Source organism: Massilia sp. Masssp93 (assembly GCF_059491295.1).
The window spans coordinates 4,192,925-4,218,615 of record NZ_CP168502.1; the positions used below are offsets into that span (position 1 = coordinate 4,192,925).

A 25,691-nucleotide genomic window follows, 5' to 3' on the forward strand; every position below is an offset into this window, starting at 1 on the left:
CTTCTCGCGCGGAAAATGTATTTTTTTTCACGGCCGTTACAGCTTATGCATTTGCGCATAGAATGACCGCTTTCGGACTCGGAAGCGATCGGCATGGAAGCAGCAACGCGCGACTTTCATCTCCTCGGCAGTACCGGTGCGGTCCGCGCCGGTTACCACGTCCATGACTGGTCAGGCTCGCCGCTCGGCCCGCCGGACGGATGGAGTCCCGCATTGCGCAATGCGGCCAGCCTGATCCTCGAATCCGAATTCCCCATGTACCTCGCCTGGGGCCCGCACCTGGCGCTGCTGTACAACGCCGCCTTCATTCCCCTCCTCGACAGCACCCACCCGGCCGTGCTCGGCCGCCCGCTGGCACAGGTCTGGCCCGACCGCTGGCCCGGCCTGAAACCGCTCGTCGAACGGGCGCTCGCCGGCCATGCCACGTACGGCGAGGACGTGCCCAGCCCCATTGACCGCAACGGCAAGCCGTACAACGCGTGGTTCACGCTGGCGTATTCGCCGCTGCGCGACGACAGCGGCACCGTGCGCGGCGTGCTGTGCGTGACGAGCGAAACGACCCAGCGCGTGCAACTCGAACGGCGCCACGCCGTGCAGCTGCAGGTGGTGGACAGCCTGCGCCGCATGCACCACCCGTCCGACATCATCGAGTGCTCGTGCACCCTGCTCGGCAATCACCTGGAACTGGAGCGCGCCTGCTACGTCGAAACGGACGAAGCCGACGGCAGCTTCGAGGTGATGCACGACTGGGCCCGCGACACGCGCGCCCCGCTCATCGGACGGCGCGCCCGCCTCGACGATTTCGGCCCACAGGCGCTGGCCCTGCTGCGCACGGGCTCGCCGCTGGCCGTGCGCGACGCCACCGCCGACCCGCGCCTGCCGGCGCGCGGCGAGCACTATGCGGCGGCCGGCGCGCGCGCGATCCTCGTCGTGCCCAAGGTCAGGCGCGACCAGCTCGTGGCGGCCCTGGTCGGCTATTCGGCCCTGCCGCGCGACTGGGACGAGGAAACGCAGCGGCTCGCCGCCGACATCGCCGAACGCAGCTGGGAAGCGCTGGACCGCGTGCGCGCCGAGCAGGCCCTGCGCGATGCCGTGGCGCGCCAGACGACGCTGCTCGACATGAACGAGTTCCGGCTCGAAGTGTCCGACCTGCTGCGCCGCCTGAACGACCCGTCCCAGATCTTCGTGCAGACGGGTGCCATGCTGGGCCGCTTCCTGCAGGCCAGCCGCGTGCTGTACGCCGACTACGACGCCGACAAGCAGCTCGTGACCTTCCATTCGAACTACACGGACGGCATCGTCGCCGAACTGAACGGCACGTTTCCCGCCGCCCTGTTCGGCGCGTCGAACTTCGGCTCGCTGGCCCAGGGCACGTGGGTGTCCAGCGACCTGCAGCGCGATCCGCGCACGAGCGGCCCCGACGTCTGGCCGAACTACGCCGCGCTGCAGATCCGCTCGAGCGTCATCGTGCCGCTGAACCGCAACGGCGCGCTGACGTCCTGCCTGTTCATCAACGACAACCTGCCGCGCGTGTGGAGCGCCGACATCGTGCGCCTGATCGAGGACGTCGCCGAGCGCGCCTGGAGCGCCGTCGAACGCGTGCGCGCCGAAGATGCCCTGCGCCTGGCCGACCGCCGCAAGGACGAATTCCTCGCGATGCTGGCGCACGAGCTGCGCAATCCGCTGGCCCCGATCTCGGCCGCCGCCCAGCTGCTGAACATGGGCCCGCCGGACGCCGCGCGCGTGGAGCGCACGAGCGCCATCATCGCGCGCCAGGTGGCGCACATGACGGGCCTGATCGACGACCTGCTGGACGTCTCGCGCGTCACGCGCGGCCTCGTCGTGCTCGGCCGCGACGAGGTCGACCTGCGACGCGTGATCGGCGACGCCGTCGAACAGGTGCGCCCGCTGATCGAGGCGCGCCGCCACCAGCTGGCGCTGCACCTGGCGCCGGAGGCGGCCATCGTCGAGGGCGACCCCAAGCGCCTCGTGCAAGTGGTCGCCAATCTGCTGAACAACGCCGCCAAGTACACGCACGAGGGCGGCGAGCTGTCGGTCTGGATGGGCATCACGCCCGAGCAGGTGCTCGTGAGCGTGTCCGACAACGGCATCGGCATCTCGGCCGAGCTGCTGCCGACCGTGTTCGACCTGTTCTCGCAGGCCGAGCGCACGCCGGACCGCTCGCAGGGCGGCCTGGGCCTCGGTCTCGCCCTCGTGAAAAGTCTCGTGGAGCTGCACGGCGGGATGGTGACGGCCGCGAGCAAGGGCCGCAACCTGGGCAGCGAATTCACGATCCGGCTGCCGCGCCTGCGCGACGCGGCGACGCCGTCCGGCGACGCGTCCACGTCCGGCGCGCACGCCCCCGGCACGGCCAGGGGCCTGTCGCTGATGCTGGTGGACGACAACGTCGACGCCGCCATGACCCTGGGCCTGCTGCTGGAATCCGGCGGCCACCGCGTGACGGTAATGCACCACCCGGCCGAGGCGCTGGAGCAGGCCGCGCAGGCGCGCTACGACGCCTTCCTGCTCGACATCGGCCTGCCCGGCATGAACGGCTACGAACTGGCCCGCCGCCTGCGCAAGCTGCCCGCCTGCGCGGAAGCGACGCTCGTCGCGATCACCGGGTACGGCCAGCAGTCGGACCAGGCGAGCGCGGCATATGCCGGGTTCGACAGTTACTTCGTCAAGCCGGTGGACCCCGAAGGATTGTTCGCGCTGCTCGACCGGGTGACTGCGCGGTAGGGTGGGCACCCAGTGCCCACGCGCGGCGTTCGCGTCTGCGCGGCGTGTGCGTCTGCGCGGCGTTACGCGTGGGCGGGGGCCGCCCACCCTACCTCGACCGGTCGTGGCACGCCGTGCCCACGCCACGCATCACGCGTCGTTCGACGTTTGCGTCTCCGCCGGCGCCGCGAATTCGCGCGGCTGGAAATCGTCGAGGCGCTCGAACACGGCGATCGATTCCACGTGCGACGTGTGCGGGAACATGTTCGCCACGCCTGCCTTCTTGAGCACGTAACCGGCGCGGTGCGTGAGGATGCCGGCATCGCGCGCCAGCGTAGACGGGCTGCACGACACGTACACGATCCGCTGGGGCATGAGATCCGGGTTCGTCAGGCGCAGCTCCGCCAGCGCGATGGTCAACGCGACGGCGCCGTCGCGCGGCGGATCGACCAGCATGCGGTCGAATTTTCCGAGCGCGACCAGGTCGTCCTTCGTCACCTCGAACAGGTTGCGCGTGTAGAACGTCGTCTTGTCGGCCAGGCCGTTGGCGCGGGCGTTTTCCAGCGCGCGCGTCGTCAGCGCCGTGCTGCCTTCGATGCCGACGACCTCGCGCGCCTGCGTGGCGAGCGGCAGGGTGAAGTTGCCGAGGCCGCAGAACAGGTCGGCCACGCGGTCGGTCTTCTGCACGTCCAGCAAGGTCAATGCCTTGTGCACGAGCAGGCGGTTGATCTGGTGGTTGACCTGGGTGAAGTCGGTCGGCTTGAACGGCATCCTGATGCCGAATTCCGGCAGCGTGTAGTACAGCTCCTTGCCGAGGGGGTAGTACGGCGCCGCGGTGTCCGGGCCTTTCGGCTGCAGCCACCACTGGATGTTCCACTGGTCCGCGAACGCTTTCACGAGCGTCTCGTCGGCGGGCGAGAGCGGCGCCATGATGCGCAGCACGAGCACGGTGGTCTCTTCGCCGACGGCGACCTCGATCTGCGGCATCTGCTGGTAGATCGACAGCGCGCCGACCAGCTCGCGCAGCGGCACGAGCATCGCGGACAGGTGGTCCGGCAGGATCTCGCAGCTCGTCATGTCGGCCACGTACGACGAATGGCGCTCGTGGAAACCGACCAGCACCGTGTTCTTCTTGGCCACGTGGCGGACCGACAGGCGGGCGCGGTAGCGGTAGTCCCACGTGGGGCCGTACATCGGCCGCATGATGTTCTCGGCCTTCGTCTTCCCGATGTGCCACAGGTTGTCTTCGAGGACGCGCTGCTTCATCGCGACCTGGGCCGACGGCTCCAGGTGCTGCATCGAGCAGCCGCCGCAATGCCAGAAGTGCGGGCACTTGGGCTCCACGCGCATCGACGACGCTTTCTGCAGCGTGACCATGCGGCCCGATTCCCAGTTCTTCTTCTTGCGCAGGGTCTCGAAGCTGACGCGCTCGCCCGGCAGCGCGCCTTCGACGAAGATCACCTTGCCCGGCGAGCCGTCCTCGTTCTCCAGGTGGCCGACGCCGCGCGCGTCCATGTCGAGGGATTTGATGTTGATGAAGGTTTCTTGCATGGTTGAAGACGATGAGAACTAGGACAGGTAGCAAGCACGTCGTCCCCGCGGAGGCGGGGACCCAGGTTCGGTGCGTAGCCGAAACATGCGTCAGTATTGGTCAACGAAATTAGGTTCCCGCCTGCGCGGAAACGACGGTGTGCATGCGTCACGTACACCAAGGAAAAACTGGCCCATTCCGGCCAGCCGGGCATCATAGCAAGGAATCGCGGACGACGCCACGGGCGGCCATCGCCCGTTTCAGTTTGACGAGGGCTTCCTGCTGGATCTGGCGCACGCGCTCGCGCGTCACGCCCATCTCCTCGGCCAGCGTTTCCAGCGTGGCCGGGTCGTCGTTGTCGAGGCCGAAGCGGCGCATCACGACGAGACGCTGCTTGTCCGGCAGCTTCTGCAGCCAGTCGCGCACGAGCACCGTCATCTCGTGCTGTTCCGCGTGGGCGTCCGGGCTGACGTCGCCTTCGTCCGGCAGCATGTCCATCAGGCTGCTTTGCGGATCGTTGTCGAGCGGCGCGTCGAGCGACGTGGCGTGTTCGGACAGCGCGAGGATGTCCTGCACTTCCTCCACGGGCCGGCCGACGAGGCTGGCGATGTCTTCCGCGCTGGCTTCCTTACCGTCGTGGTGCTGGGCTTCCAGGTGATACTTCGCGCGCAGCACCTGGTTCAGCTCGCGCACCATGTGCACGGGCAGGCGCACGGTGCGGGCCTGGTTCATGATCGCGCGCTCGATGCTCTGGCGGATCCACCACGTCGCGTACGTCGAAAAGCGGAAGCCGCGCTCCGGCTCGAACTTGTCGATCGCGCGCATCAGGCCGATATTGCCTTCCTCGATGAGGTCGAGCAGCACGACGCCGCGGTTGATGTAGTGCTTGGCGATGGAGACGACGAGCCGCAGGTTATGCTCGATCATCTTCTGACGCGCATTGAAGTCGCCGGCCTTGGCCAGCGTGGCGTACTGCACTTCCTGCTCGGCGCTGAGCAACGGCTTGGCGCCGATCCGGTTCAGGTAGTGCTGGGTGGTGTCGGTCGAGAGCTCGGCCTGCAGCACGCTCTTGAGCTCATCGACGGTATCGACCGCCGCCACGGCCGCCTCCGGCAGCAGCTCGGCACGGTCGGCGCCGTCCGCCCCGAACTCGCCGTCGTCCAGCGGCTCATCCGGATTATCGTCCGGTGCGTCGTGGTCCAGCGGATCGGTCGGCAGCGTCATCGGCTCTCTCTAGCGACTGGGCAGGAACTTGGCCGGGTCGACCGGCTTGCCCTGCTGGCGTATCTCGAAATGCAGTTTGACCGCGTCGGAATCGGAATCGCCCATTTCCGCGATCGGCTGGCCCTTGGTCACGTTCTGACCTTCCTTGACCAGGATGGTGCGGTTATGCGCGTAGGCCGACAGCAGGCTGTTGCTGTGCTTAACAATCACGAGATTACCATATCCGCGAATGCCGCTGCCCGCATACATCACCTTCCCGGAACCGGCCGCCATCACCTGCTGGCCCATCTTGCCGGCGATGTCGATGCCCTTGTTCTTGCCTTCGTCGAACGTGGCGATGATCTTGCCGTCGGACGGCCACATCCAGCTCAGTTTCTCGTCGTCGCTGGCGGTGACGGTGCTGCCCGCCGTGACGCCGGACGAGATCACCTTTTCCGCCTTTGGATTCTCTTCCTTGGCCAGGTTCGATTCGCTGTACGGCTTCTTGGCGCCGTTCGGCTCCGTCTTCCTGGGCACCGGGGCCGGCTTTTCCGCGCCCGGCATGGCGATGGGCGACGTCACGACGGCACCGGCGCTGCGTTCGGGCTGCGCCACCTTCAGTACCTGTCCGACCTTGATGTCGTCCGGATCGGCGAGGTTGTTCCAGGCGACGAGGTCACGGTAATTCTGGCCGTGGTCGAGGGCGATGCGCAGCAGGGTGTCGCCGCGGCGCACGGTATAGGTGCCGCGCGCGTCCGGTTTATTGTCCTCGGCGGCCGGCGTCGGCGCCGGTTGCGGGCGCGGACGGAAGCTGGAAGCGGTCGGGGCCGGACGGTCGATCACGGGGGCTACGCGGGTCTCGGTGCTGCAGGCGGACAGGATGCCGAGACTGAGGGTCAACAGGGCTAAGCGGGGTGTGGGTTTCATTCTCTCTTTAATTCTTTTACAACATTCTGGCATTCAAGCGATGCCTGGCCTCAGCGGCACGAAATGGCAGGCTTCCAGCGTTTCGCTGGTCCATTCCGCCTTGCCGGTACGAGTAATGCGCTGCAGGTGCTGGACCTGAGCACCGACGGGCGCCACCAGTCGGGCGCCGATGGCCAGCTGTTCGAGCAGTGCGCGCGGCACCTCGAGACCGGCCGCCGCCAGGATGATGCCGTCGAACGGGGCCACCTGCGGGAGCCCTAGCATACCATCTCCGTACTGCAAGCGCAGATTGGCGATGCGCAACGGGCGCAGGTTGGCCTTCGCCAGCTCGTGCAACGGCTTGATGCGCTCGATCGAATACACCTCCTGCGCCACGAACGACAGCACGGCGGCCTGGTAGCCGCAGCCCGTGCCGATCTCGAGCACGCGGCGCAGCGGGCCGCTTCCCTTGAGCAGCTCGATCATACGCGCCACGATATAGGGTTGCGAAATCGTCTGGTTATGGCCGATCGGCAGCGAGATGTCGACGTACGCCTGCGCCAGCATGCCCGGTTCGACGAACATATGGCGCGGCACGATTTCCAGCGCCGCCAGCACCTGCGCATCCTTGACGCCCTGGCGCGCGGTCCTGGCCGCCATCGCGCGGCGCGGCGCTTCCGTGGCGGCCAGGTCCGACCGCACCACCGTCTGCTGCGGCTGCACCGAGGCCGGCTTGGCCGTGCCCGGGACGCCGGGCGCGGCGCCGGCGCGGTGCTGGTTGTTTTCGCGCGCGTTCTGGGTCGCCGTCTGCGGCGTGGCGACCGGCGCCGGCGCAGCGGGCTTTCGCGTGCTCCCGCCCGTCACGGACGAGAGCGGCAGAGGAAACTGGCTGCGCTTTTCGCTCATCCGAGCCCTCGCCGCAGCAAATCGAGCTGGTCGCGGTGCGTGAGGTCGACCTGGAGCGGGGTCACCGACACGCAACCCTGGCTCGTCGCATGAAAATCCGTGCCCTCGCCCGCGTCGCGGCAGGCGCCGGGCGCCCCGATCCAGAAGATCTCGCGCCCGCGCGGGTCCTGGCCGCGGATGACGGGCTCGGACTGGTGACGCCGGCCGAGGCGGGTCGGCGTGAGCGGCCCCATCTGGTCGTACGGCACGTTCGGGATATTCACGTTCAGCAGGAACGGCGACTCGAGCAGCTCGAAACGGCGCAGCACGATGTCGCGCGCCACCCGCGCGGCCGATTCGACCTCGGCCCAGCCCCCGTGCACCTGGGAAAAGGCGATGGCCGGGATGCCAAACAGATACGCTTCCGTCGCCGCCGCCACCGTACCCGAGTACAAGGTGTCGTCGCCCATGTTCTGGCCATTGTTGATGCCGGAAACCACCAGGTCGGGGCGTGTGTCCAACAGCCCCGTCAATGCGATGTGCACGCAGTCGGTCGGGGTGCCGTTGACAAAATAGAAACCATTGGCAGCCTTAGCCACCGACAGCGGGCGGTCCAGCGACAACGAGTTGGACGCGCCCGAGCGATTGCTGTCGGGCGCGACCACCACGATGTCGGCGACCTGTGCCAACGCATCGGCCAGGGCGTTGATGCCGGGAGCGAGATAACCGTCGTCGTTACTGATAAGGATACGCATGCACCGATTTTACCTGAAGCAACGGCAAGATCGACCTATCGGGTGGCACATTTATTGGCCTCCCGAGCGACGCCGGCGCCGCCTCAGCCCGCCACGAGCGGACGCCCTGCCGCCGCCTGGATCAGGGCGCCTTCGAGCGACGACACCTCGTCCAGCGTGAAGGCCAGCAGCGCGTCCTTGTCGCCTTCCTGCAGGTAGACCTGCTTGATCATCGCGGCCCCGCGCCGTCGTAGCGGATGCGCCACACTCGGCCGCAGGATCGTCGAGCGCAGGCTGTCCGCCAGCGCGCGCGCCTCGTGCGGGCTGCGGGCGTCGATCAATTCCTGCAGGCGCGACAGCTTGTCGTCCAGCGCATCGGGCGGCGGTTCGCCGGGGCGGCGCGACGCCGCGTGGCCGCGCTTGCCCTCCTCCATCGCGTGCAGGCCCTGCTCCAGCGCGACCACGTGCTGCTCGATGCGGCGCGCCGCTTCCAGTTCGCTCTGTTGCCCCAAATACAATTGGGCCAGGCGGGCCAGTTCACGCACGAGCGCGGGCGCCTGCGGATCGGCCGCGCGTTCGCCCAGCGCCTCCACGGCCTGCACGAGCCGCACCTCGGGCAGCGGACGCCACGGGAAATGGCCGGGTGCCAGCCATTCGAGCAGGGTGTCGACGGCGCGTTGCGGCCCGCACCGGTCGCGCTCGCCGGCAGGCATCCGGCCGCCCGCCGGCGGCATGCCGACGATGGCGGCCTGCGGCAGTTGCACTTCGTCGAGGTAGCTGTCGAGCGCGACGCTGGACAGGCCATAGCACTCGGCCAGCATCCGCTCCAGCCTGGCCTGGTAACCCGGCTGGCCGCGCTGGGCGTCGCCGAAGCGCCAGCGCAGCCGCGCATCCGCCGCGCCGTCGACGGGGCAAGGCAGCGGATAGACGAGCAGCGGACGCTGCTCGTCCTCGTGGCTGCAGCGGTAGTCGAGGGCGCGCGCGACGACGCCCTGCAGGCCGTCCAGGCTGCGCGCGTCGGGCGTGAACAGGCCGACGATCTTGTCCGGCAACAGCGCCGTGCAGACGCTGGCCGCCGCCGAGCGGCCGCTGCGGCAATCGATCAGGACGTGGGCGAAGCGCCGCGCCACATGGGCCGCGAACGTGCGGAACAGGGCCGGACAGGCGCAGAACAGCGCGTCCCAGTCGAGGCGGTCGACGCGCTCGCCGTAACTGTCGTCGAAGCGGCCGGCGCGCATCAGGTACAGCGGGCGGCTGTCGTCGACGCGCACGATGTAGTCGTCCCAGTCGAGCGTGTCGAGCACGCGCCCGGCCAGGGCGTCGGCGTCGTCGCTCGATGTGTTGCCGTGCAATTGTTCGCCGCAAGCTTCAAACAGTTCGAGCAGACCGCCGCCGCCCTGGCCCTCGTCCGCGCAGGGAAAATAGTGGTGGAGGCCTGGCGCTTCCAGGTCCCAGTCGATCATCAGCACCGGTGTCTTCGCATGCGCGCGCCCGGCGAGCAGCCAGGCGGCATGGGCCAGCGCGAGGCTGCGCACGGGTGCGCTGTCGTAGGAGTAGAACGTCGTCACCTCGCCGGCCTGCCCGGCCGGTACTGCGGTGATGCGGTTGGTTTCCATAAGGCTCCTCATTTTTTGGGGAAGGTTGGATCCGGTAACTCACGCCATGCGGGTGGGACAGCGGGAAGTACGAATTGGTTGCAGTCATGCGCCGGCGGCGTGGTCTTTTTCTGGTACTGGTAATGGGTAACGATGCGCCGGACCATCTTGTCGATGTCCGGCAGGAAATCTGGATTCGATTTGAGATCGGCCGTGGCCATCGTGAAGCGCGAGAAATCGACGTAGAACGTGGATTCGCTGATCTGCGGCGGCAGCCGGTCGGGGTGCTGGGTCATGATGACGGGAATGATCAGCTGGCTCGGCAGCGTGTACCACGTGCTGCGCTCGGCCTCGATCAGGCGCATCGCGGCGTACTCGCGGCGCGTGTAGGCGTGGGCTTCGTATTTGGGCGTGTAGATCAGCACCATGCACGCGCTTTCGCACAGCGCGCGGGCGATCTTGCGATCGAGGTCGTCGCCACCGCCCAGTTGTTCGGTGTCGACGAACAGTTCGTCTTCGTTGTCGAAATACGGTTCGAGGTAACAGCGCAGTGCATCGGCCAGCGTGGCCTTGAAGCGCTGCATCAGCTCATGCCGCCCATGGGCATAGCTGAAAAAGCAGCCGTAACGAATCGCCATTGCTCCCCCTTGTAGGTCTGCCACCGGCCGGGCCTACGAGACTCTAAACAAGTCACCCATCCTGCATGTTGTGGGAGCACAAGCGGAGGGCGCGGAGACGCGCAGCGTCTCGCGGGGCGAGCCAAAAGGTAGCGTGTGACGGCGCGGAGAAGCGGCGGGTCGGAGCCCGGTGTTGCTTTTAAAAGGGCTCTGACCCCGGTTCTCAGAGGCAGCGTCCGCGTGGGCTCGGGGAGCCCACCCTACGGCCCGGTTCTCGGAGGTAGGGTGGGCACCCGGTGCCCACGCGCATCAAACGAATTGGTAGGAAGTAGGGTGGGCACCCCGTGCCCACGCGCATCAACCGGATTGGCAGCGTGAGCACCCGTGCCCACGCGCATCATTCCGGTTCCGGTTTCGGCTGCTTGAAGAAGTCGATGACGTCCGCCTGCACCCGCGTGCGGCGGAATGGCGGCAGGCTCTGCCAGATGCGGCGGCCGTAGGGCTTGCTGATCACGCGCGGGTCGCACAGCATCAGCACGCCGCGGTCATCGACGTCGCGGATCAGGCGGCCGGCGCCCTGCTTGAGGTTGATGATGGCTTCCGGCAGGGTGTGGTGCACGAAGCCGTTCATGCCCTTCTTTTCCATCACTTCGATGCGGGCGGCCAGCACCGGATCGTCGGGCGGGGCGAACGGCAGCTTGTCGATGATGACGAGCGACAGCGCCTCGCCGCGCACGTCGACGCCTTCCCAGAAACTCTGGCTGCCCACGAGCACGGCATTGCCGGCGTTGCGGAACGAGTCCAGCAGTTCCGTGCGGCCCCGTTCGCCCTGCACGAACAGGGGGAAGTCGAGGCCGCGCGCGGCAAAATCGGCGCGCAGGCGCTCGGCGACGCGGTTGACGGCGCGCAGCGTCGTGCACAGGAAGAAGCAGCGGCCGCCGGCGGCCTCGATCACGGGCAGCGCCATGTCGACGACGGCGTCCGTGTAGCCGAAGGTGTTCGGTTCCGGCAGCCCGGTCGGCACGTACAGGATGCCCTGTTCCTGGTAGTTGAACGGGCTGGGCCAGCTCTGCGCCGGCTCGCCCGTCATGCCGAGCTGTGCCGAGAAATGCTTGAAGTCGTTTTTTACCGCCAGGGTCGCGGAGGTGAAAATCCAGCTGCGCGGCGTGCTGGCGCGCTGGCCGGCGAAGATCGGCGCGATCGACAGCGGCGTCTTGTGCAGTTGCAGCGCCGACGAGAACGCCTCGACCCACAGCACGGCCTCGTCGCCCTCGACTTCCTTGCCCTTCTTCGGATCGGACTTCCACGCCTTGTACTGCTCGAGGATCTCGACCGCGCGCACGCGGCATTGTTCGATCGTCTCGGCGCGCTCGGCCTGGGCTTCGAGCACGTCGATCATGCCTTCCAGTTCTTCCTTCAGTTTTTCGAGTGCCGGGAAGAATTCCGAGCTGGGCGGAATCTGCGGCAGCGACAGGCGCGTGCTGCCCTCCGGGAACGTGAGGCGCAGGTCGCGCGCGGCCTTTTCGACGACGGTCACGACCTTGGCCCAGTCGACCCCGCCGCGCGCATGCGCGAGGCCTTCGGCCAGCACGTCGCGGCACAGTTCGAGCACCTGGCCCGTGGAGATGGTCGTGCCGAAGAAGAGGGTCGCGACTTCCGGCAGCTGATGCGCCTCGTCGAAGATGATCGTATTGGCCGACGGCAGCAGCTCGGCCATGCCGCCTTCCTTCAGCGCCACGTCGGCGAAGAACAGGTGGTGGTTGACGACGACGACGTCGGCCTGCTGCGCTTCGCGGCGCGCCTTCATCACGAAGCAGTCCTGGTAATACTGGCACTCCTGGCCCACGCAGTTCTCGCGCGTGGACGTGACGAGGTTCCACACGGACGCCGTTTCCGGGACCTTGGTCAACTCGGCCTTGTCGCCCGACTGGCTCATCTTGATGAAGCGCGAGATTTCGCGCAGGTGGCCGACGTCGTCGCGCGACGTCAGGCGCCCGTTCGAGAGCGTGCGTTCCAGGTGGTAATGGCAGATGTAGTTCGAGCGGCCTTTCAGCAGCGCCACCGAGACCGGGGCGCGCAGCGCGGCGCGCACGGTCGGGATATCGCGCGAAAACAACTGGTCCTGCAGGTTCTTGGTGCCGGTCGAGACGATCGTCTTGCCGCCCCACAGCAGCGCGGGGACGAGGTAGGCGAACGTCTTGCCCGTGCCCGTGCCGGCCTCGGCGATGAGCGTGCCTTGCGCACTGATCGCGTGCGCGATCGCCTTCGCCATCTCGGTCTGCGACTGGCGCGGCTTGAACGTGCCGACGGCGGGCGCGAGCGGGCCGCCCGCACCGAAGATACGGTCGACTTCGGCGTCGTACTTACCGGTGGGTTCGGGGGTCGCCGGCGCAGCGTCGGGGTCGGGGCCGGCGTCGGCGCCAGGCAGGGGAAGATGATCGGTCAAGGTGGACGGCTTCAAACGGAATACTTACGCCGGAGTCAGGCAGGAACATCGGGCACCAACTGCATTTTCAGCAGTGTGATGTGATCCTTCAACTGCAGCTTGCGCTTCTTCAGACGACGCAGCTGCAACTGATCGGAGTGGCCGTCGCGGGTCAGCATTTCTATGACGGCGTCGAGGTCGCGATGTTCCACGTCGAGTTCGATGATACGGCGGTGGATCTCCTGGACGTCGATCATGTTAGGCATTTCCGAACTTTAAGCGTAAAGGGGTGGGAAGGCGCATGCCCGCTGGCTCGGGGCGGCGCTATTCGTCGTTACGGCTTGCAACTCCAGTGCAAACCGGTGCATAGTTTAAACTACACCGCCGTTGCCGCCAACAAAGTCCGGCATCACGGCATCGGAAAGCCACGTTTATGACCTCATACAAGTTAGAAGCGGGAACCGCGCAGCACATCGGTAACCGCCCGCAGCAGAACGACCGGGTCGCGCTCATGACCGGCGCCCGCGCGCCCGGCTACGTGCTGGCGGTGCTGTCCGACGGCGTCGCCGGCGCGGCCGGCGCGGACCAGGTCATGCACACCGCCAGGCAGGTATTCGACGAATTCAAGCCGGGCGACCGGCCCACCGTGGAGCGCCTGCAGCAACTGCTGCGCGACATCGTGCAGGAAACCCACCTCGTCATCAACATGAACGCGGTCACGACCCAGGTCCAGGCCCCCGCCAGCTTCGTCGGCCTCGTGCTCACGCCGCACGGGGATGCCGTCTGGACGCATGTGGGCGATTCGCGCCTGTATTACTTTCACGAAGGCAAGTGCTTGGCGCGAACGAACGATGCGGCGTACATCGAGCACCTCGTGTCGACCGACCGCGTCCCGCCCGAGGCGGCGAAGAACCACCGCAAGTCCAAGCTGCTGCTGAATTTGCTGGGCAATAATCGCAAGGAGCCGTTCATGGCGTTCGGCGAACGCAGCGGCCTGGCGGCAGGCGATACCTTCCTGCTCTGCTCGGATGGCCTGTGGCATTTCTTCACGGACGCCGAACTGGGCGGCGCGCTGGCCAAGGCCAGTCCGCGCCAGGCGTCCGAGATGCTGATCAGCAAGGCGGGCGAGCGTTCCCACGGCAAGGGCGGGAACTGCAGCATGGCGATCGTCAAGCTCGTCAAACCGGTGCTGGAGCGGCCCTGATCGACGGATCGATCGGCACGTATCGCCGCGTGGGCGGCGCCTGCGGTATCGGATCGGCCGTAGATACCGTCTTGTGCGTCAAGCTTCACATGGCGTAATTCGGGTCATATGGCCTGCCTGAGTGCACAACACCAAAGCACAGGTGGGCCAGCTTGCGCATGCAGGCACCGATGACGGCCATCTTGGTCTTGCCTTTGGCGAGCAAACGGTCGCTGAAGGATTTGATGTGAGGGTTCCAGCGGCGGGCCACCACGGCTGGCATGTAAAGCAGCTTGCGCAGGTGCGATGGGCCAGCCTTGGATAGGCGAGGACGTTTATGCACCGACGAACCTGAGTCCCACTGTACCGGCACCAGGCCAAGATAAGCGGCCAGTTGCTCGGCAGTGTCGAAGGTTTTAGCGGCAAACAGCGCGGTCAGGTTACTCGAGACACGCTCGCCCACGCCAGGAATCGTCTCCAGCAGATCCTGCTTGTTGCGCAAATCAGGATCGTTGTCGATATGCTCTTCGATCATCTGTTCCAGACGCTTGAGCTCAGCCTGCAAAAACCTGAGCGACTGCATGATCGACTGCTTGACCTCGTCCGGTGATACACCGAAATCGATGGCCTCCTGACGGTTTTGTTCGCGCTGCAAATCATCGGCAATAGCGTCACGGCGCGTCAGCAGGGCTTTCAGGTGACGCGCAGATTTCGACGGCGGTTGCCAAGCTACGGGTTTCAATGTCTCGCCGTAGCGCGCCAGTACGGTACTGTCGGCTTTATCGGTCTTGTTCTTGACGCCCAGTCCTTGGGCAAACTGCCGCAGCTGGGCCGGATTAGCCAGTGACAGTTTCAAGCCCGCATCGGTCAGCGCCAGCGCGGCCGGTTCGTGATACACACCGGTCGGCTCCATGATCACATGCGCATCAGGCGCTTTGTTTGTGGCCAGCCATTCAATCAGTTCTTCGAATCCAGCCTTTGTGTTGGATAACGATTTGGACTTCAACTTGCCGTTCTTAGTATCGAGCAGCATGCAGTCCAGTTTTTTCTTCGAAACGTCTACGCCAAGATAAAACATTTGATCTTCCTTGTGTTCTTGATTTTCCCTATCCACTCCACACTCGCCTTGTACATGCAGGGTCAGAGCCCTCGGATACCGTCCAGTGTTCAGTCATGGGGTGGGGAGAGGTGAAGGGCCTAATCTACTCCACAAGGTCAACGCCTTCAGGGTGGGCACAAGCTGGTCTTCACCTCAGTTAGTGGTAGCTAATCACCAACACGCTCAAGATACAAGGGTGGGCGGCCTCCGCCCACGCGTGACGCCAACGAACCGCATACGTCACGCGTGACGCCAACCAGCCGCATACGTCACACGTGGCGCCAACGACCCGCATACGTCACGCGTGGGCACGGGGTGCCCACCCTACTTCGCCTCCTTGGCTTCCTTGGCGGCCTTCGCGGCCCGCTCCGCCTTGCGCTCGGCGACCTTGCGCTGGCGTTCCGCCGATTCGGCCTTGCGCGCTTCGAATTCGCGCACGTTCTGCGCGCGCTTGCCGGCATCGGCCGCTTCGGCCTGGCGCGCGGCGCGCAGGTGGGCGTCGCGCTCGGCCACGCGGCCCGGCACCGTAGGTTTACGCGGCGGCGGCACCGGCGCCGCTGCCGGCGTGGGCGCCGCGGGTTCGGCGGCCAGGCGCGCTTCCTGTTCCTGGAAGCGGCGCTCCGCTTCGGCCAGGTTGCGGTCGCGCTCGACGACGACGGCCTCGCGCTTGAAGCGGTCGGCCTGCACTTCGATCGCGCGCTGCGCCGCGAGGGCGCTGCGGCGGCGTTCCTTGGCCTCGTCGAGGCAGCTGTTCACGAAAAACTTGTCGTAGCAGACGCGTTCGCGCTCGGCGAAACGGGCCTCGATCGCGGCACGCTCGCGCGCCACCGCGGCCAGTTGCTGGTCGGCCTGGGCAACGGAGGTCACGGGCGGCGGCGGCACCTCGCGCGGCACCACGTCCGGGCTCGCGCACGCCGCCAGCAATACGGCGGACAGCGCGGCGGACAGCGCGGCGGCGAGCGCGCGCTGGCTGCGGGTGTCTGTTACGAAATCAGCTTTCATTCGGTTCCTTTGATCGTGTCAGGCCAGCGCATCCGCCGCGCCACGGCGCTCGGCCAGCATGTATTCGCGCGACTGCATCTCAATGATACGCGACACGGTGCGGTGGAACTCGTTCGACATCGCGCCCTCCGTGTACAGCTGCTCGGGCTCGACCTCGGCCGACATGATCAGCTTGATCTTGTGGTCGTAGAACACGTCGATCAGCCACGTGAAGCGGCGCGCCTCGGACGACATCGCGGCCGACATGCGCGGCACGCCGGACAGGATCACGGTGTGGAACTGGCTCGATAATTCGAGGTAGTCGTTCTGCGAGCGCGGGCCGCCGCACAAGGTCGCGAAGTCGAACCAGATCACGCCGCCCGCGCGCCGCAGCGCCCGTATTTCGCGCTGCTCGATGTGCACGCGCGGGTCTTCGTCGGCGGTGTCGGCGACCTTCGCATAGGTCTCGCGCAACGCGTGGTCGGCGCTCGCGCCCAGCGGCGTGTAATAGGCCTGCACCTGTTCCAGCGCGCGGTGGCGGTAGTCGATGCCGGCGTCGACGTTCATCACGTCCAGCTTGTCCTTGAGGAGCGCGATCGTCGGCAGCATGCGGTCGCGGTGCAGGCCGTCCGGGTACAGCCTGTCCGGATCGTAGTTCGACGTCATCACGAACGACACGCCGTGGGAGAACAGCGCGGACAGCAGGTTGTACATGATCATCGCGTCGGCGACGTCGCTGACGTGGAATTCGTCGAAGCAGATCAGGCGGTATTTCTTGGCGATGCGGCGCGCGACCTCGAGCAGCGGGTCCTCCATGCCCCTGAGCTCATCGAGCTGGCGGTGCACGGCGCGCATGAATTCGTGGAAGTGCAGGCGCGTCTTGCGTACGACCGGCACGACCGAGTAGAAGCTGTCCATGAGGAAGGACTTGCCGCGCCCCACGCCGCCCCACATGTAGACGCCTTGCGGGACGTCGGGACGGTTGATCAGGCGCTTGAACGCGGACGAGCGCTGCGACTTGTATCCGACCCAGTCGTCGTAGGCCGCCTGCAGGCGGTCGACGGCGCGCTGCTGCGCGGGATCGGACTTGAATCCGCGCTCGGTCAGCGCGTGCTGGTAGTACTCTTGGACGTTCATGGAAAGCTTGCCGTGAAAACGTAGGGTGGGCACACCGTGCCCACGCGGATGCCGGCATGACGCGCACGTCCGCGTGGGCACAGGGTGCCCACCCTACCGGGCCGCAGCCCGTCATACAGGTTTTAGAAGTTCAGCGAACGCTTGTCGACGGCGAGCGCGGCTTCCTTGGTCGCTTCGGACAGCGACGGGTGGGCGTGGCAGATGCGGGCGATGTCTTCCGACGAGGCGCGGAATTCCATCGCGACGACGGCTTCCGAGATCAGCTCCGACGCGACCGGGCCCACGATGTGGACGCCCAGGATTTCGTCGGTCGTCGCGTCGGCCAGGAATTTCACCATGCCCGACGTGTCGCCCAGCGCGCGCGCACGGCCGTTGGCCATGAACGGGAACGTGCCGGCTTTATAGGCGACGCCTTCCTTCTTGAGCTGCTGCTCGGTCTTGCCGACCCACGCGATTTCCGGCGAGGTGTAGATGACCCACGGGATCGTGTTGAAGTTGACATGGCCATGCTGGCCGGCGATGCGCTCGGCGACCGCGACGCCCTCTTCTTCCGCCTTGTGCGCCAGCATCGGGCCGCGCACGACGTCGCCCACCGCCCAGATGCCCGGGACATTGGTGCGGCATTCGTCGTCGACGGCGACGAAGCCGCGCTCGTCCAGCTGCACGCCGACGGTCTCGATGCCGAGGCCGTTGGTGTTCGGCACGCGGCCGATCGAGACGATCAGGCGGTCGAACGTTTCGCTCTTCGCGGCGCCCGACGCATCGGCGTATTCCACGGTGACGTTGTTGGCGCCCTTGGTGACGCTGTTGATCTTCACGCCCAGCTGGATGTCCAGGCCCTGCTTGGTGAACAGCTTGTGCGCTTCCTTGGCGATCTGCTCGTCGACCGCGCCCAGGAACGTCGGCAGGCCTTCCAGCACGGTGACCTTGGCGCCCAGGCGGCGCCACACGGAGCCCATCTCAAGGCCGATCACGCCGGCGCCGATCACGCCCAGCTTGGCCGGGACGGCATCGACGGTCAGCGCGCCGGTGTTCGACAGGACGATTTTCTCGTCGAAGGCGGCGCCCGGCAGTTCGCGGGCGTTGGAGCCGGTGGCGATGATGACGTTCTTCGCGCTGAGCGAATCGGTGGTGGTGCCCGACACGTTGACCGTGTAGCCGTCGCCGGCCTTGCCGGCGAGCGTGCCGCGGCCGTGGAAGAAGGTGACCTTGTTTTTCTTGAACAGGTACACGATGCCGTCGTTGTTGGCCTTGACGACGCCATCCTTACGCTTGAGCATCTGGCCCAGGTTCAGCGAGAGGCCGGCGACGTCGATGCCGTGCTCGGCGAACGCGTGGCCGGCGTGCTCGAAGTGTTCCGACGATTGCAGCAGCGCCTTCGACGGGATGCAGCCGACGTTGGTGCAGGTGCCGCCCAGTGCCGGGCCGCCCTTGGCGTTCTGCCATTCGTCGATGCAGGCGGTCTTGAAGCCAAGCTGCGCAGCGCGGATCGCGGCCACATAGCCGCCAGGGCCGCCGCCGATCACGACGACGTCGAATTGTTTTTCAGTGCTCATCTAACGTTTTCCTTTTTGTTCCCGAGGTGCCGGACAACACCGGTTGCCAGGCACTCGACCTCCGTCGTCCCCGCGCAGGCGGGGACCCAATGTATGCCGAACGAAGCCGCAACTGTTTGCGGTTCCGATCACTGAACCTGGGTTCCCGCCTGCGCGGGAACGACGTTGATCCGGGTTTCGTATTCGTTCTTCGCCCGAAGACTCACTCTTCGGGTACGAAAATCCACAACAACAGGTAAATCACGAACCCGAACCCGAACGTGATGGTGAACAGCGTGAACACGAGCCGCCACACCCACGCGTCGACGCCCGACACGCGGGCGAGGCCGCCGCACACACCGCCCAGCCAGCGGTCGGTGCGCGAGCGGCGCAAGGTGTTCAGCTCGGCCGCGAAGGTGCCGTCGGCACTCGTGGTCTTGTTCAGGTTCACCGTCGACGAAGACGACAACACCTTCGCCTTCGCCTGTTCGAATTCGGCGTCGCTGAGGGCGCCGGCCTGGTGCAACTCGTGCAGACGCTTGATTTCATCGGAGATCATGATCGTTCCCTTCCATCAGACTACGCACGAGCGCGCCGGGCGGCGCGCCCATCCCTCGGCAAATTCGCGTGATTACAGGTCGAGCAGCAGGCGGGCCGGATCTTCCAGCGCATCCTTCATCGCGACCAGGCCCAGGACGGCTTCGCGGCCGTCGATGATGCGGTGGTCGTACGACATGGCCAGGTAGTTCATCGGACGGATGACGATCTGGCCGTTCTCGACGACGGCGCGGTCCTTGGTCGCGTGCACGCCCAGGATCGCCGACTGCGGCGGGTTGATGATCGGGGTCGACAGCATCGAGCCGAACGTGCCGCCGTTCGAGATCGAGAACGTACCGCCGGTCAGGTCTTCCAGTGTCAGCTTGCCGTCCTTGGCTTTCTGGCCGAATTCGCCGATCTTCTTCTCGATGTCGGCGATCGACATCTGGTCGGCGTTGCGCAGGATCGGCACCACCAGGCCGCGCGGCGAACCGACGGCGATGCCGATGTCGAAGTAGCCGTGATAGATGATGTCGTTGCCGTCGACCGATGCGTTCAGGATCGGGTACCTCTTCAGCGCGGCGACGGCGGCCTTGACGAAGAACGACATGAAGCCCAGCTTGACGCCGTGTTCCTTCTCGAACTTGTCCTTGTACTTGGCGCGCATTTCCATGACCGGCGCCATGTTGACTTCGTTGAACGTCGTCAGGATGGCGTTGGTCGACTGCGATTGCAGCAGGCGCTCGGCGATACGGGCGCGCAGGCGGCTCATCGGCACGCGCTCTTCCGGACGGTCGCCCAGGTTGACGCTCGGCGCCGCCACTTGCGGCAGGGCTGCCTTCGGTGCTTGCGCTGCCAGCGGTGCCGGCGCAGCGACTGCCGGTTTGTTGGCGACGGCGGCCAGGGCGTCTCCCTTGGTCACGCGGCCGTCACGGCCGGTGCCCGTCGCGTCGGCGGCGGTCAGGTTGTTGTCGGCCAGGATCTTGGCGGCGGCCGGCATGGCGACGTCGCCTTTCGAGCCGGATGCGGCGGCGGCCGGTGCGGCAGGGGCGGCTTCCGCGGCCGCTGCCGGAGCGGTGGTCACCTGCAGCGGGCTGACGCCTGCCGAGGCTTCGGTATCGATGACGGCGATGACTTCACCGGCAACGACGGTGCTGCCGTCGTTCTTGATGATTTGCACGATCACGCCGGCAGCCGGTGCCGGCAGTTCCAGGACCACCTTGTCGGTCTCGATGTCGATCATGTTTTCGTCGCGCGAGACGGCTTCGCCGACTTTCTTGTGCCACGACAGCAGGGTCGCCTCGGCGACCGATTCCGACAATTGGGGGACCTTGACTTCGATTTGTGCCATTTAAAAAACTCCGTTTTTGTATTCTGTGCAAAGACCCCGCGCCGCGGGCGCGGGGTCGTCTGAGCGCTGTCGTCTGAGCGCTGCTTACTTGGTGAGGACGAACCCTTTCAACTTCGAGAACGCGGTGTCCAGCAGTTCCTTCTGCTGCGCCACGTGCTTGTCGGTGTAGCCGACGGCCGGGGACGCGGAAGCCGGACGGCCGGCGTACGCCAGGCGCTGGCCGGTTTCCATGCTTTCGAACACGTTGTGCTGGATCTGGAACCAAGGGCCCTGGTTCTGCGGTTCGTCCTGTGCCCACACCACTTCGGTCGCGTTCGGGAATTTCTTCAGCTCGGCGCTGAACGCCTTGTGCGGGAACGGGTACAGCTGCTCGATGCGGATGATGGCGGTGTCCGTCGTGCCGCGGGTCTTGCGTGCATTGACCAGGTCATAGTACACCTTGCCCGAGCACGCGATCACGCGCTTGACCTTGTTGGCATCGATCTTGTCGTCCAGTTCGCCGATGACAGTCTGGAAGCCGCCCTTGGCCAGGTCGGTCAGCGGCGAGCCGGCGTCCTTGTTACGCAGCAGCGACTTCGGCGTGAAGATGACGAGCGGCTTGCGGAACTGGCGCACCATCTGGCGGCGCAGCAGGTGGAAGATCTGCGCGGCCGTGGTCGGCTGCACGACTTGCATGTTGTGGTCGGCGGACAGCTGCAGGAAGCGCTCGATGCGGGCCGACGAGTGCTCCGGACCCTGGCCTTCGTAGCCGTGCGGCAGCATCATGACGAGACCCGAGGCGCGGCCCCACTTCACTTCGCCCGAGGCGATGAACTGGTCGATGACGACCTGCGCACCGTTCACGAAGTCGCCGAACTGGCCTTCCCAGATCGTCAGCGTGTTCGGCTCGGCGGTCGAATAGCCGTATTCGAAGCCCAGCACCGCTTCTTCCGACAGCACGGAGTCGATGACGGTGAAGTTGGCCTGGTTTTCCGACACGTTCGCCAGCGGCAGGTAGATGCCCTGGTCCCAGCGCTCGCGGTTCTGGTCGTGCAGCACGGCGTGGCGGTGCACGAAGGTGCCGCGGCCGGCATCCTGGCCCGACAGGCGCACGGCGTAGCCCGAGGCCAGCAGCGACGCGTAGGCCAGGTGTTCGCCCATGCCCCAGTCCAGGTTCACTTCGCCCTTGCCCATGTTGGCGCGGTCGCCCAGGACTTTCTCGACGAGCGAGTGCAGCTTGAAGTTTTCCGGCACGGTCGTGATGCGCTGGGCCAGGCGTTTCAGCTCGGTCAGCGGCACGGCGGTGTCGGCGGCGTCCGTCCACTTCTTGTTCAGGAACGGTGCCCAGTCGACGGCGTACTTGTTCTTGAAGTCGGTCAGGACCGGATCGACGGTGTGCTTGCCGGCGTCCATCGCGTTGCGATAGTCGGCGACCAGCTGGTCGCCACCCTCGGCGGCGATGGTGCCCTGCGCGGAAAGCTTGTCCGCGTACATCTTGCGGGTGCCCGGGTGCTTGGCGATCTTCTTGTACATCAGCGGCTGGGTCAGGGCCGGGGTGTCCTGCTCGTTGTGGCCCAGCTTGCGGTAGCAGATGATGTCGACGACGACGTCCTTGTGGAACTCGGTGCGGTAGTCCATCGCGATCTGCGAGGCCAGCACGACGGCTTCCGGATCGTCCGCGTTCACGTGCAGGACCGGCGCCTCGATCATCTTGACGACGTCGGTGCAGTACAGCGTCGAGCGCGCGTCGCGCGGGTCGGACGTGGTGAAGCCGATCTGGTTGTTGATGACGAGGTGGACCGTGCCGCCCGTGCCGTAGCCGCGGGTCTGCGCCAGGTTCAGCGTCTCCATGACGACGCCCTGGCCGGCGAAGGCCGCGTCGCCGTGCACGAGGATCGGCAGGACTTCCTTGCCGAGGCGGTCGCCGCGGCGCTCCATGCGCGCCTTGACCGAACCCTCGACGACCGGGTTGACGATTTCCAGGTGCGACGGGTTGAACGCCAGCGACAGGTGGACCGGGCCGCCCGGGGTCGAGATGTCGCTCGAGAAGCCCTGGTGGTATTTCACGTCGCCCGACGGCAGGTCGTCGGCGTGCTTGCCTTCGAACTCCTCGAACAGCTCGGACGGTGCCTTGCCCAGCGTGTTGACCAGGACGTTCAGGCGGCCGCGGTGGGCCATGCCGATGACGATTTCCTGCACGCCGTGCTCGCCGGCGCGGCGGATCACTTCGTCCATCGAGGCGATGAACGATTCGCCGCCTTCCAGCGAGAAGCGCTTGGCGCCGACGTACTTGGTGTGGAGGTAGCGCTCCAGGCCTTCGGCCGCGGTCAGGCGCTCGAGGATGTGCTTTTTCTTTTCAGCGGTGAAGGTCGGGGTCGAACGGATCGACTCGAGCTTCTCCTGCAGCCAGCGCTTCTCGGTCGGATCGCTGACGTACATGAATTCCGCGCCGATGGAACGGCAGTAGGTGTCGCGCAACATGTTCAGCAGGTCGCGCAGCGAGGCGGTTTCCTGGCCGAAGTAGGTGTTGCTGATGTTGAACTTGGTGTCCAGGTCGGCTTCGGTGAAACCGTAGAACGACGGTTCCAGTTCCGGGATCGGCGGACGTTCCTGGCGCTGCAGCGGGTCCAGGTTGGCCCAGCGCGAGCCGAGGTAGCGGTAGGCGGCGATCAGCTGGGTCACGGCGACGCGCTTGCGGCCGAGCTCCGCGTCCGGCGAGGCGGTCACGGTGCGGATCGGGCCCTGCTTGGCGCGTTCGGCGAACGAAGCGATCACGGACGAGTGATCCACGTCCGGCTTGGCGGTACCGTCGACGGCGGGCATGTGCTGCATCGCGTCGAAATAAGCGCGCCAGTTGTCGGGCACGGAGCCCGGATTGTTCAGGTACGCTTCGTACAACTCTTCCACGTACGGCGCATTACCGCCGAACAGGTACGAGTTGGCGTTATATTGTTGCATCATTCTTGCTCACCTTTCTTCGCGCTTCGCGATTTTAGGGCGGGTTAATCTAACCTTCCGCGACACGGCCTGACCGGTTAGCGGATCGCACTTACTACATCAAGTTGTGGGGGAAGGACTCTTCAGGCAAATCAAAAACTGGCCGACCTGCCCATTTTGCGCACAGTATTGTAACGCAAGGACAGGCGTGCCGCCGACCTCGCAACGACATTTTATTCATTTCAAAATACTTTTTTTCAGCTTGTCAACAAGTTCATGAACTGCCGGGTTGACCATCTAAATGATAATCGTTATCATTTATGGATGCACCCGACCGGCTCCACCTCCCCACCGCAGACGACCGCCCGCCGCGCCCTCTTCCTGCGCCAGTTGCATCAATGGCACTGGATCAGTTCCGCGCTGTGCCTGATGGCCATGCTGCTGTTCGCCGTCACTGGCTTCACGCTGAACCACGCGTCGCAGATCGAAGCGAAACCCGTCGTCACGCGCCAGAAAGCGGTCCTGCCGCCGCCGCTGCGCGCGCAGATCGGCGAATTCGCCGCCGGCCACGCGGACGCCAACGTGCCGCTGCCGGCGCCGCTGGCCGACTGGGCCGAGCAGACCTTCCCCGTGCAGGTCCGCGGCGTGCGCGCCGAATGGAGCGAGGAAGACGCCTACGTCGCCCTGCCCCGCCCCGGCGGCGATGCCTGGCTGCGCATCGGCGTCGACGGCAATGCCGAATACGAAAAGACGGACCGCGGCTGGATCTCGTGGCTGAACGACATGCACAAGGGCCGCAACGCCGGCGCCGCGTGGGGCTGGTTCATCGACATCTTCGCGCTCGCCTGCGTCGTCTTCTGCGTCACCGGTTTCCTGATCCTGAAATACCACGCGGCCAACCGGCCGTCGACGTGGCCCGTGATCGGCCTCGGCATCGTGCTGCCGATCGTCCTGGCCCTGCTGTTCGTCCATTAATCCATACACCGAAAACCGCCATGAAACTGTCCCACTCCCTCGCCCTGACCCTGCCGCTCGCATCCAGCTGGGCGATGGGCGCCGACCTCACCGTCAAGTTCGAACTGCCGCAACTGAACGTGGCCGAATACCACAAGCCGTATGTCGCGGTCTGGATCGAGCGCCCGGACCAGAGCGTCGCCACCACGCTGGCCGTGCTGTACGACGTCAGGAAGCGCGACAACGGCGGCACCAAGTGGGTCAAGGACCTGCGCACGTGGTGGAGAAAGGCCGGCCGCGACGTCACGCTGCCGCTGGACGGCGTGAGCGGCGCGACCCGCGCGGCCGGCGTCCAGACGCTGACCTTCCCGGCCGCGCGCGCGGGCCTGGACAAGCTCCCCGCCGGCGACTACAAGCTCGTGATCGAAGCGGCGCGCGAAGCGGGCGGCCGCGAACTCGTGCGCGTGCCGTTCCACTGGGCGCCGAAATCGAACGTGGCCGCCGCCTTCGCGGGCAAGGAAGAACTGGGCGCCGTGTCGCTCGCCATCCAGTAAGGAGACCCGCATGCACATCAAGCAAATCGCCATCGCCCTGGCCCTCGCCGGCGCCGCCTGCGCCGCGCAGGCCCACCGTCCGTGGCTGATCCCGAATACGGGTCTCATCGAATCCGACCGCGGCGAAGCGTGGGCGACCATCGACGCCGCCATCTCGGAAGGCCTGTTCGAGACCGACTTCATGCCGCAGAAGCTGGACGGCCTCACCGTCACCGACCCGGACGGCGCCACCGCCCCCGCCCCGGCGGCCACCGTCGGCAAGCACCGCGCCACGGTCGACATCCGCCTGCCGAAGGACGGCACCTACCGCATGACGCTGGCCGCCGTAAACGTGATGGGATCGTACAAGCTGAATGGCGAAATGAAGCGCTTCCGCGCCGCCGAGCAGGCCGTCGGCAACGAGATCCCGGCCGGCGCCACCGACGTGCGCCGCATGACGATGGTGCAGCGCCAGGACACGTTCGTCACGCTGAACAAGCCGACGCCGGGCGCGCTCAAGGCCACGGGAGCGGGCCTGGAAATGGTCGCGCTGACGAATCCGACGGAATTGCGCGCCGGCGAAAAGGCGACGTTCCGCTTCCAGCTGGACGGCAAGCCGCTCGCCAACTTCCCGTTCAGCCTGATCCCGGGCGGCGTGAAATACCGCGGCACCCTGAATGAGGTGCGCTTGAGCACCGGCGCCAACGGCGAAGCGAGCTTCACGCTGCCGGCGCCGAACATGTACTGGCTCAGCGCATCCTATCCCGCCAACGCGCCGCGCGGCATGGATGGCCCGGCGAAGCGCTACAGCTACTCGGCCACGTTCGAGATCCTGCCGGAGTAAGCAC

General features: G+C 66.1%; 21 protein-coding genes. 5 read left to right on the forward strand and 16 right to left on the reverse strand.

The window, feature by feature from the left end; genetic code table 11:
• Positions 1–93: 93 nt before the first annotated feature.
• Positions 94–2,742: a hybrid sensor histidine kinase/response regulator gene (locus ACEN9Q_RS17195; protein WP_495625411.1), complete on the forward strand. Its 2,649-nt coding sequence runs from the start codon at positions 94–96 to the stop codon at positions 2,740–2,742.
• A 129-nt stretch (positions 2,743–2,871) separates the two neighbouring features.
• Here the strand turns inward: ACEN9Q_RS17195 and rlmD are convergent, their stop codons facing one another.
• The 9 genes from rlmD to ACEN9Q_RS17240 all read right to left on the reverse strand — a co-directional run bounded on the left by rlmD (position 2,872) and on the right by ACEN9Q_RS17240 (position 12,874).
• On the reverse strand, positions 2,872–4,272 hold the full coding sequence (rlmD, locus tag ACEN9Q_RS17200) for a 23S rRNA (uracil(1939)-C(5))-methyltransferase RlmD (protein WP_495625412.1): 1,401 nt from the start codon (positions 4,270–4,272) through the stop codon (positions 2,872–2,874).
• Between the two features lie 193 nt (positions 4,273–4,465).
• A complete protein-coding gene (rpoS, locus tag ACEN9Q_RS17205) occupies positions 4,466–5,476 on the reverse strand; it encodes an RNA polymerase sigma factor RpoS (RefSeq protein WP_056441739.1) in 1,011 nt (336 codons plus the stop codon).
• Positions 5,477–5,485: 9 nt separating this feature from the next.
• The gene (locus ACEN9Q_RS17210) at positions 5,486–6,382 is read right to left on the reverse strand and encodes a peptidoglycan DD-metalloendopeptidase family protein (RefSeq protein WP_495625413.1); all 897 of its coding nucleotides are present in this window, start codon (positions 6,380–6,382) and stop codon (positions 5,486–5,488) included.
• Positions 6,383–6,415: 33 nt separating this feature from the next.
• Entirely contained in the window at positions 6,416–7,267 is an 852-nt protein-coding gene (locus tag ACEN9Q_RS17215; RefSeq protein ID WP_056441733.1) for a protein-L-isoaspartate(D-aspartate) O-methyltransferase, read from the reverse strand.
• Entirely contained in the window at positions 7,264–8,001 is a 738-nt protein-coding gene (gene surE, locus ACEN9Q_RS17220) for a 5'/3'-nucleotidase SurE (RefSeq protein ID WP_495625414.1), read from the reverse strand. Before surE ends, ACEN9Q_RS17215 begins: the two co-directional genes overlap by 4 nt.
• A gap of 83 nt (positions 8,002–8,084) precedes the next feature.
• Complete coding sequence (locus tag ACEN9Q_RS17225) at positions 8,085–9,596, reverse strand: hypothetical protein (protein ID WP_495625415.1); 1,512 nt, start codon at positions 9,594–9,596, stop codon at positions 8,085–8,087.
• Between the two features lie 8 nt (positions 9,597–9,604).
• Positions 9,605–10,213, reverse strand: a complete 609-nt coding sequence (locus ACEN9Q_RS17230; RefSeq protein WP_056441720.1) for a toll/interleukin-1 receptor domain-containing protein — start codon at positions 10,211–10,213, stop codon at positions 9,605–9,607.
• A 376-nt stretch (positions 10,214–10,589) separates the two neighbouring features.
• Complete coding sequence (yoaA, locus tag ACEN9Q_RS17235) at positions 10,590–12,638, reverse strand: DNA repair helicase YoaA (RefSeq protein WP_082547959.1); 2,049 nt, start codon at positions 12,636–12,638, stop codon at positions 10,590–10,592.
• Between the two features lie 35 nt (positions 12,639–12,673).
• Positions 12,674–12,874 (reverse strand): YdcH family protein, encoded by a 201-nt coding sequence (locus ACEN9Q_RS17240; protein ID WP_056442276.1) that lies wholly within the window; start codon positions 12,872–12,874, stop codon positions 12,674–12,676.
• Positions 12,875–13,050: 176 nt separating this feature from the next.
• Between ACEN9Q_RS17240 and ACEN9Q_RS17245 the strand changes: the two genes are divergently transcribed.
• On the forward strand, positions 13,051–13,821 hold the full coding sequence (locus ACEN9Q_RS17245) for a PP2C family protein-serine/threonine phosphatase (protein ID WP_495625416.1): 771 nt from the start codon (positions 13,051–13,053) through the stop codon (positions 13,819–13,821).
• An 85-nt stretch (positions 13,822–13,906) separates the two neighbouring features.
• On the opposite strand, the gene ACEN9Q_RS17250 is transcribed toward ACEN9Q_RS17245, so the two are convergent.
• From ACEN9Q_RS17250 to ACEN9Q_RS17280, 7 genes are all read right to left on the reverse strand, one after another.
• A complete protein-coding gene (locus ACEN9Q_RS17250; protein WP_495625417.1) occupies positions 13,907–14,878 on the reverse strand; it encodes an IS110 family RNA-guided transposase in 972 nt (323 codons plus the stop codon).
• A gap of 345 nt (positions 14,879–15,223) precedes the next feature.
• Positions 15,224–15,901 (reverse strand): hypothetical protein, encoded by a 678-nt coding sequence (locus ACEN9Q_RS17255; protein ID WP_495625418.1) that lies wholly within the window; start codon positions 15,899–15,901, stop codon positions 15,224–15,226.
• Between the two features lie 18 nt (positions 15,902–15,919).
• Positions 15,920–17,017, reverse strand: coding sequence for a cell division protein ZapE (gene zapE / locus ACEN9Q_RS17260; protein ID WP_056441709.1), 1,098 nt, complete (start codon positions 17,015–17,017; stop codon positions 15,920–15,922).
• A 122-nt stretch (positions 17,018–17,139) separates the two neighbouring features.
• Positions 17,140–18,573 carry a dihydrolipoyl dehydrogenase gene (gene lpdA, locus ACEN9Q_RS17265; protein ID WP_056441707.1) on the reverse strand — a complete coding sequence of 478 codons (1,434 nt, stop codon included), beginning with the start codon at positions 18,571–18,573 and terminating at the stop codon, positions 17,140–17,142.
• Between the two features lie 202 nt (positions 18,574–18,775).
• Positions 18,776–19,114: a PspC domain-containing protein gene (locus ACEN9Q_RS17270; RefSeq protein WP_056441704.1), complete on the reverse strand. Its 339-nt coding sequence runs from the start codon at positions 19,112–19,114 to the stop codon at positions 18,776–18,778.
• Between the two features lie 69 nt (positions 19,115–19,183).
• Complete coding sequence (gene odhB / locus ACEN9Q_RS17275; RefSeq protein WP_495625419.1) at positions 19,184–20,440, reverse strand: 2-oxoglutarate dehydrogenase complex dihydrolipoyllysine-residue succinyltransferase; 1,257 nt, start codon at positions 20,438–20,440, stop codon at positions 19,184–19,186.
• A gap of 84 nt (positions 20,441–20,524) precedes the next feature.
• Complete coding sequence (locus tag ACEN9Q_RS17280; protein ID WP_495625420.1) at positions 20,525–23,380, reverse strand: 2-oxoglutarate dehydrogenase E1 component; 2,856 nt, start codon at positions 23,378–23,380, stop codon at positions 20,525–20,527.
• 300 nt (positions 23,381–23,680) lie between these two features.
• On the opposite strand from ACEN9Q_RS17280, the gene ACEN9Q_RS17285 reads away from it, so the two are divergent.
• The 3 genes from ACEN9Q_RS17285 to ACEN9Q_RS17295 are packed head-to-tail and all read left to right on the forward strand — an operon-like array spanning position 23,681 to position 25,687.
• Positions 23,681–24,331 (forward strand): PepSY-associated TM helix domain-containing protein, encoded by a 651-nt coding sequence (locus ACEN9Q_RS17285; protein ID WP_495625421.1) that lies wholly within the window; start codon positions 23,681–23,683, stop codon positions 24,329–24,331.
• 20 nt (positions 24,332–24,351) lie between these two features.
• Positions 24,352–24,864: a DUF2271 domain-containing protein gene (locus ACEN9Q_RS17290; RefSeq protein ID WP_056441691.1), complete on the forward strand. Its 513-nt coding sequence runs from the start codon at positions 24,352–24,354 to the stop codon at positions 24,862–24,864.
• 10 nt (positions 24,865–24,874) lie between these two features.
• A complete protein-coding gene (locus ACEN9Q_RS17295) occupies positions 24,875–25,687 on the forward strand; it encodes a DUF4198 domain-containing protein (protein WP_495625422.1) in 813 nt (270 codons plus the stop codon).
• The last annotated feature ends 4 nt before the right edge of the window (positions 25,688–25,691 follow it).

Bases quoted from the DNA above. Each gene is read 5' to 3' on its own strand.
- lpdA (WP_056441707.1), bottom strand. From the start codon at position 18,573: ATGAGCACTGAAAAACAATTCGACGTCGTCGTGATCGGCGGCGGCCCT.
- ACEN9Q_RS17195 (WP_495625411.1), top strand. From the start codon at position 94: ATGGAAGCAGCAACGCGCGACTTTCATCTCCTCGGCAGTACCGGTGCG.
- ACEN9Q_RS17285 (WP_495625421.1), top strand. From the start codon at position 23,681: ATGCACCCGACCGGCTCCACCTCCCCACCGCAGACGACCGCCCGCCGC.
- odhB (WP_495625419.1), bottom strand. From the start codon at position 20,440: ATGGCACAAATCGAAGTCAAGGTCCCCCAATTGTCGGAATCGGTCGCC.
- ACEN9Q_RS17230 (WP_056441720.1), bottom strand. From the start codon at position 10,213: ATGGCGATTCGTTACGGCTGCTTTTTCAGCTATGCCCATGGGCGGCAT.
- ACEN9Q_RS17250 (WP_495625417.1), bottom strand. From the start codon at position 14,878: ATGTTTTATCTTGGCGTAGACGTTTCGAAGAAAAAACTGGACTGCATG.
- ACEN9Q_RS17255 (WP_495625418.1), bottom strand. From the start codon at position 15,901: ATGAAAGCTGATTTCGTAACAGACACCCGCAGCCAGCGCGCGCTCGCC.
- ACEN9Q_RS17215 (WP_056441733.1), bottom strand. From the start codon at position 7,267: ATGAGCGAAAAGCGCAGCCAGTTTCCTCTGCCGCTCTCGTCCGTGACG.
- ACEN9Q_RS17245 (WP_495625416.1), top strand. From the start codon at position 13,051: ATGACCTCATACAAGTTAGAAGCGGGAACCGCGCAGCACATCGGTAAC.
- zapE (WP_056441709.1), bottom strand. From the start codon at position 17,017: ATGAACGTCCAAGAGTACTACCAGCACGCGCTGACCGAGCGCGGATTC.
- ACEN9Q_RS17225 (WP_495625415.1), bottom strand. From the start codon at position 9,596: ATGGAAACCAACCGCATCACCGCAGTACCGGCCGGGCAGGCCGGCGAG.
- ACEN9Q_RS17295 (WP_495625422.1), top strand. From the start codon at position 24,875: ATGCACATCAAGCAAATCGCCATCGCCCTGGCCCTCGCCGGCGCCGCC.
- ACEN9Q_RS17240 (WP_056442276.1), bottom strand. From the start codon at position 12,874: ATGATCGACGTCCAGGAGATCCACCGCCGTATCATCGAACTCGACGTG.
- rpoS (WP_056441739.1), bottom strand. From the start codon at position 5,476: ATGACGCTGCCGACCGATCCGCTGGACCACGACGCACCGGACGATAAT.
- ACEN9Q_RS17290 (WP_056441691.1), top strand. From the start codon at position 24,352: ATGAAACTGTCCCACTCCCTCGCCCTGACCCTGCCGCTCGCATCCAGC.
- ACEN9Q_RS17280 (WP_495625420.1), bottom strand. From the start codon at position 23,380: ATGATGCAACAATATAACGCCAACTCGTACCTGTTCGGCGGTAATGCG.
- ACEN9Q_RS17210 (WP_495625413.1), bottom strand. From the start codon at position 6,382: ATGAAACCCACACCCCGCTTAGCCCTGTTGACCCTCAGTCTCGGCATC.
- surE (WP_495625414.1), bottom strand. From the start codon at position 8,001: ATGCGTATCCTTATCAGTAACGACGACGGTTATCTCGCTCCCGGCATC.
- rlmD (WP_495625412.1), bottom strand. From the start codon at position 4,272: ATGCAAGAAACCTTCATCAACATCAAATCCCTCGACATGGACGCGCGC.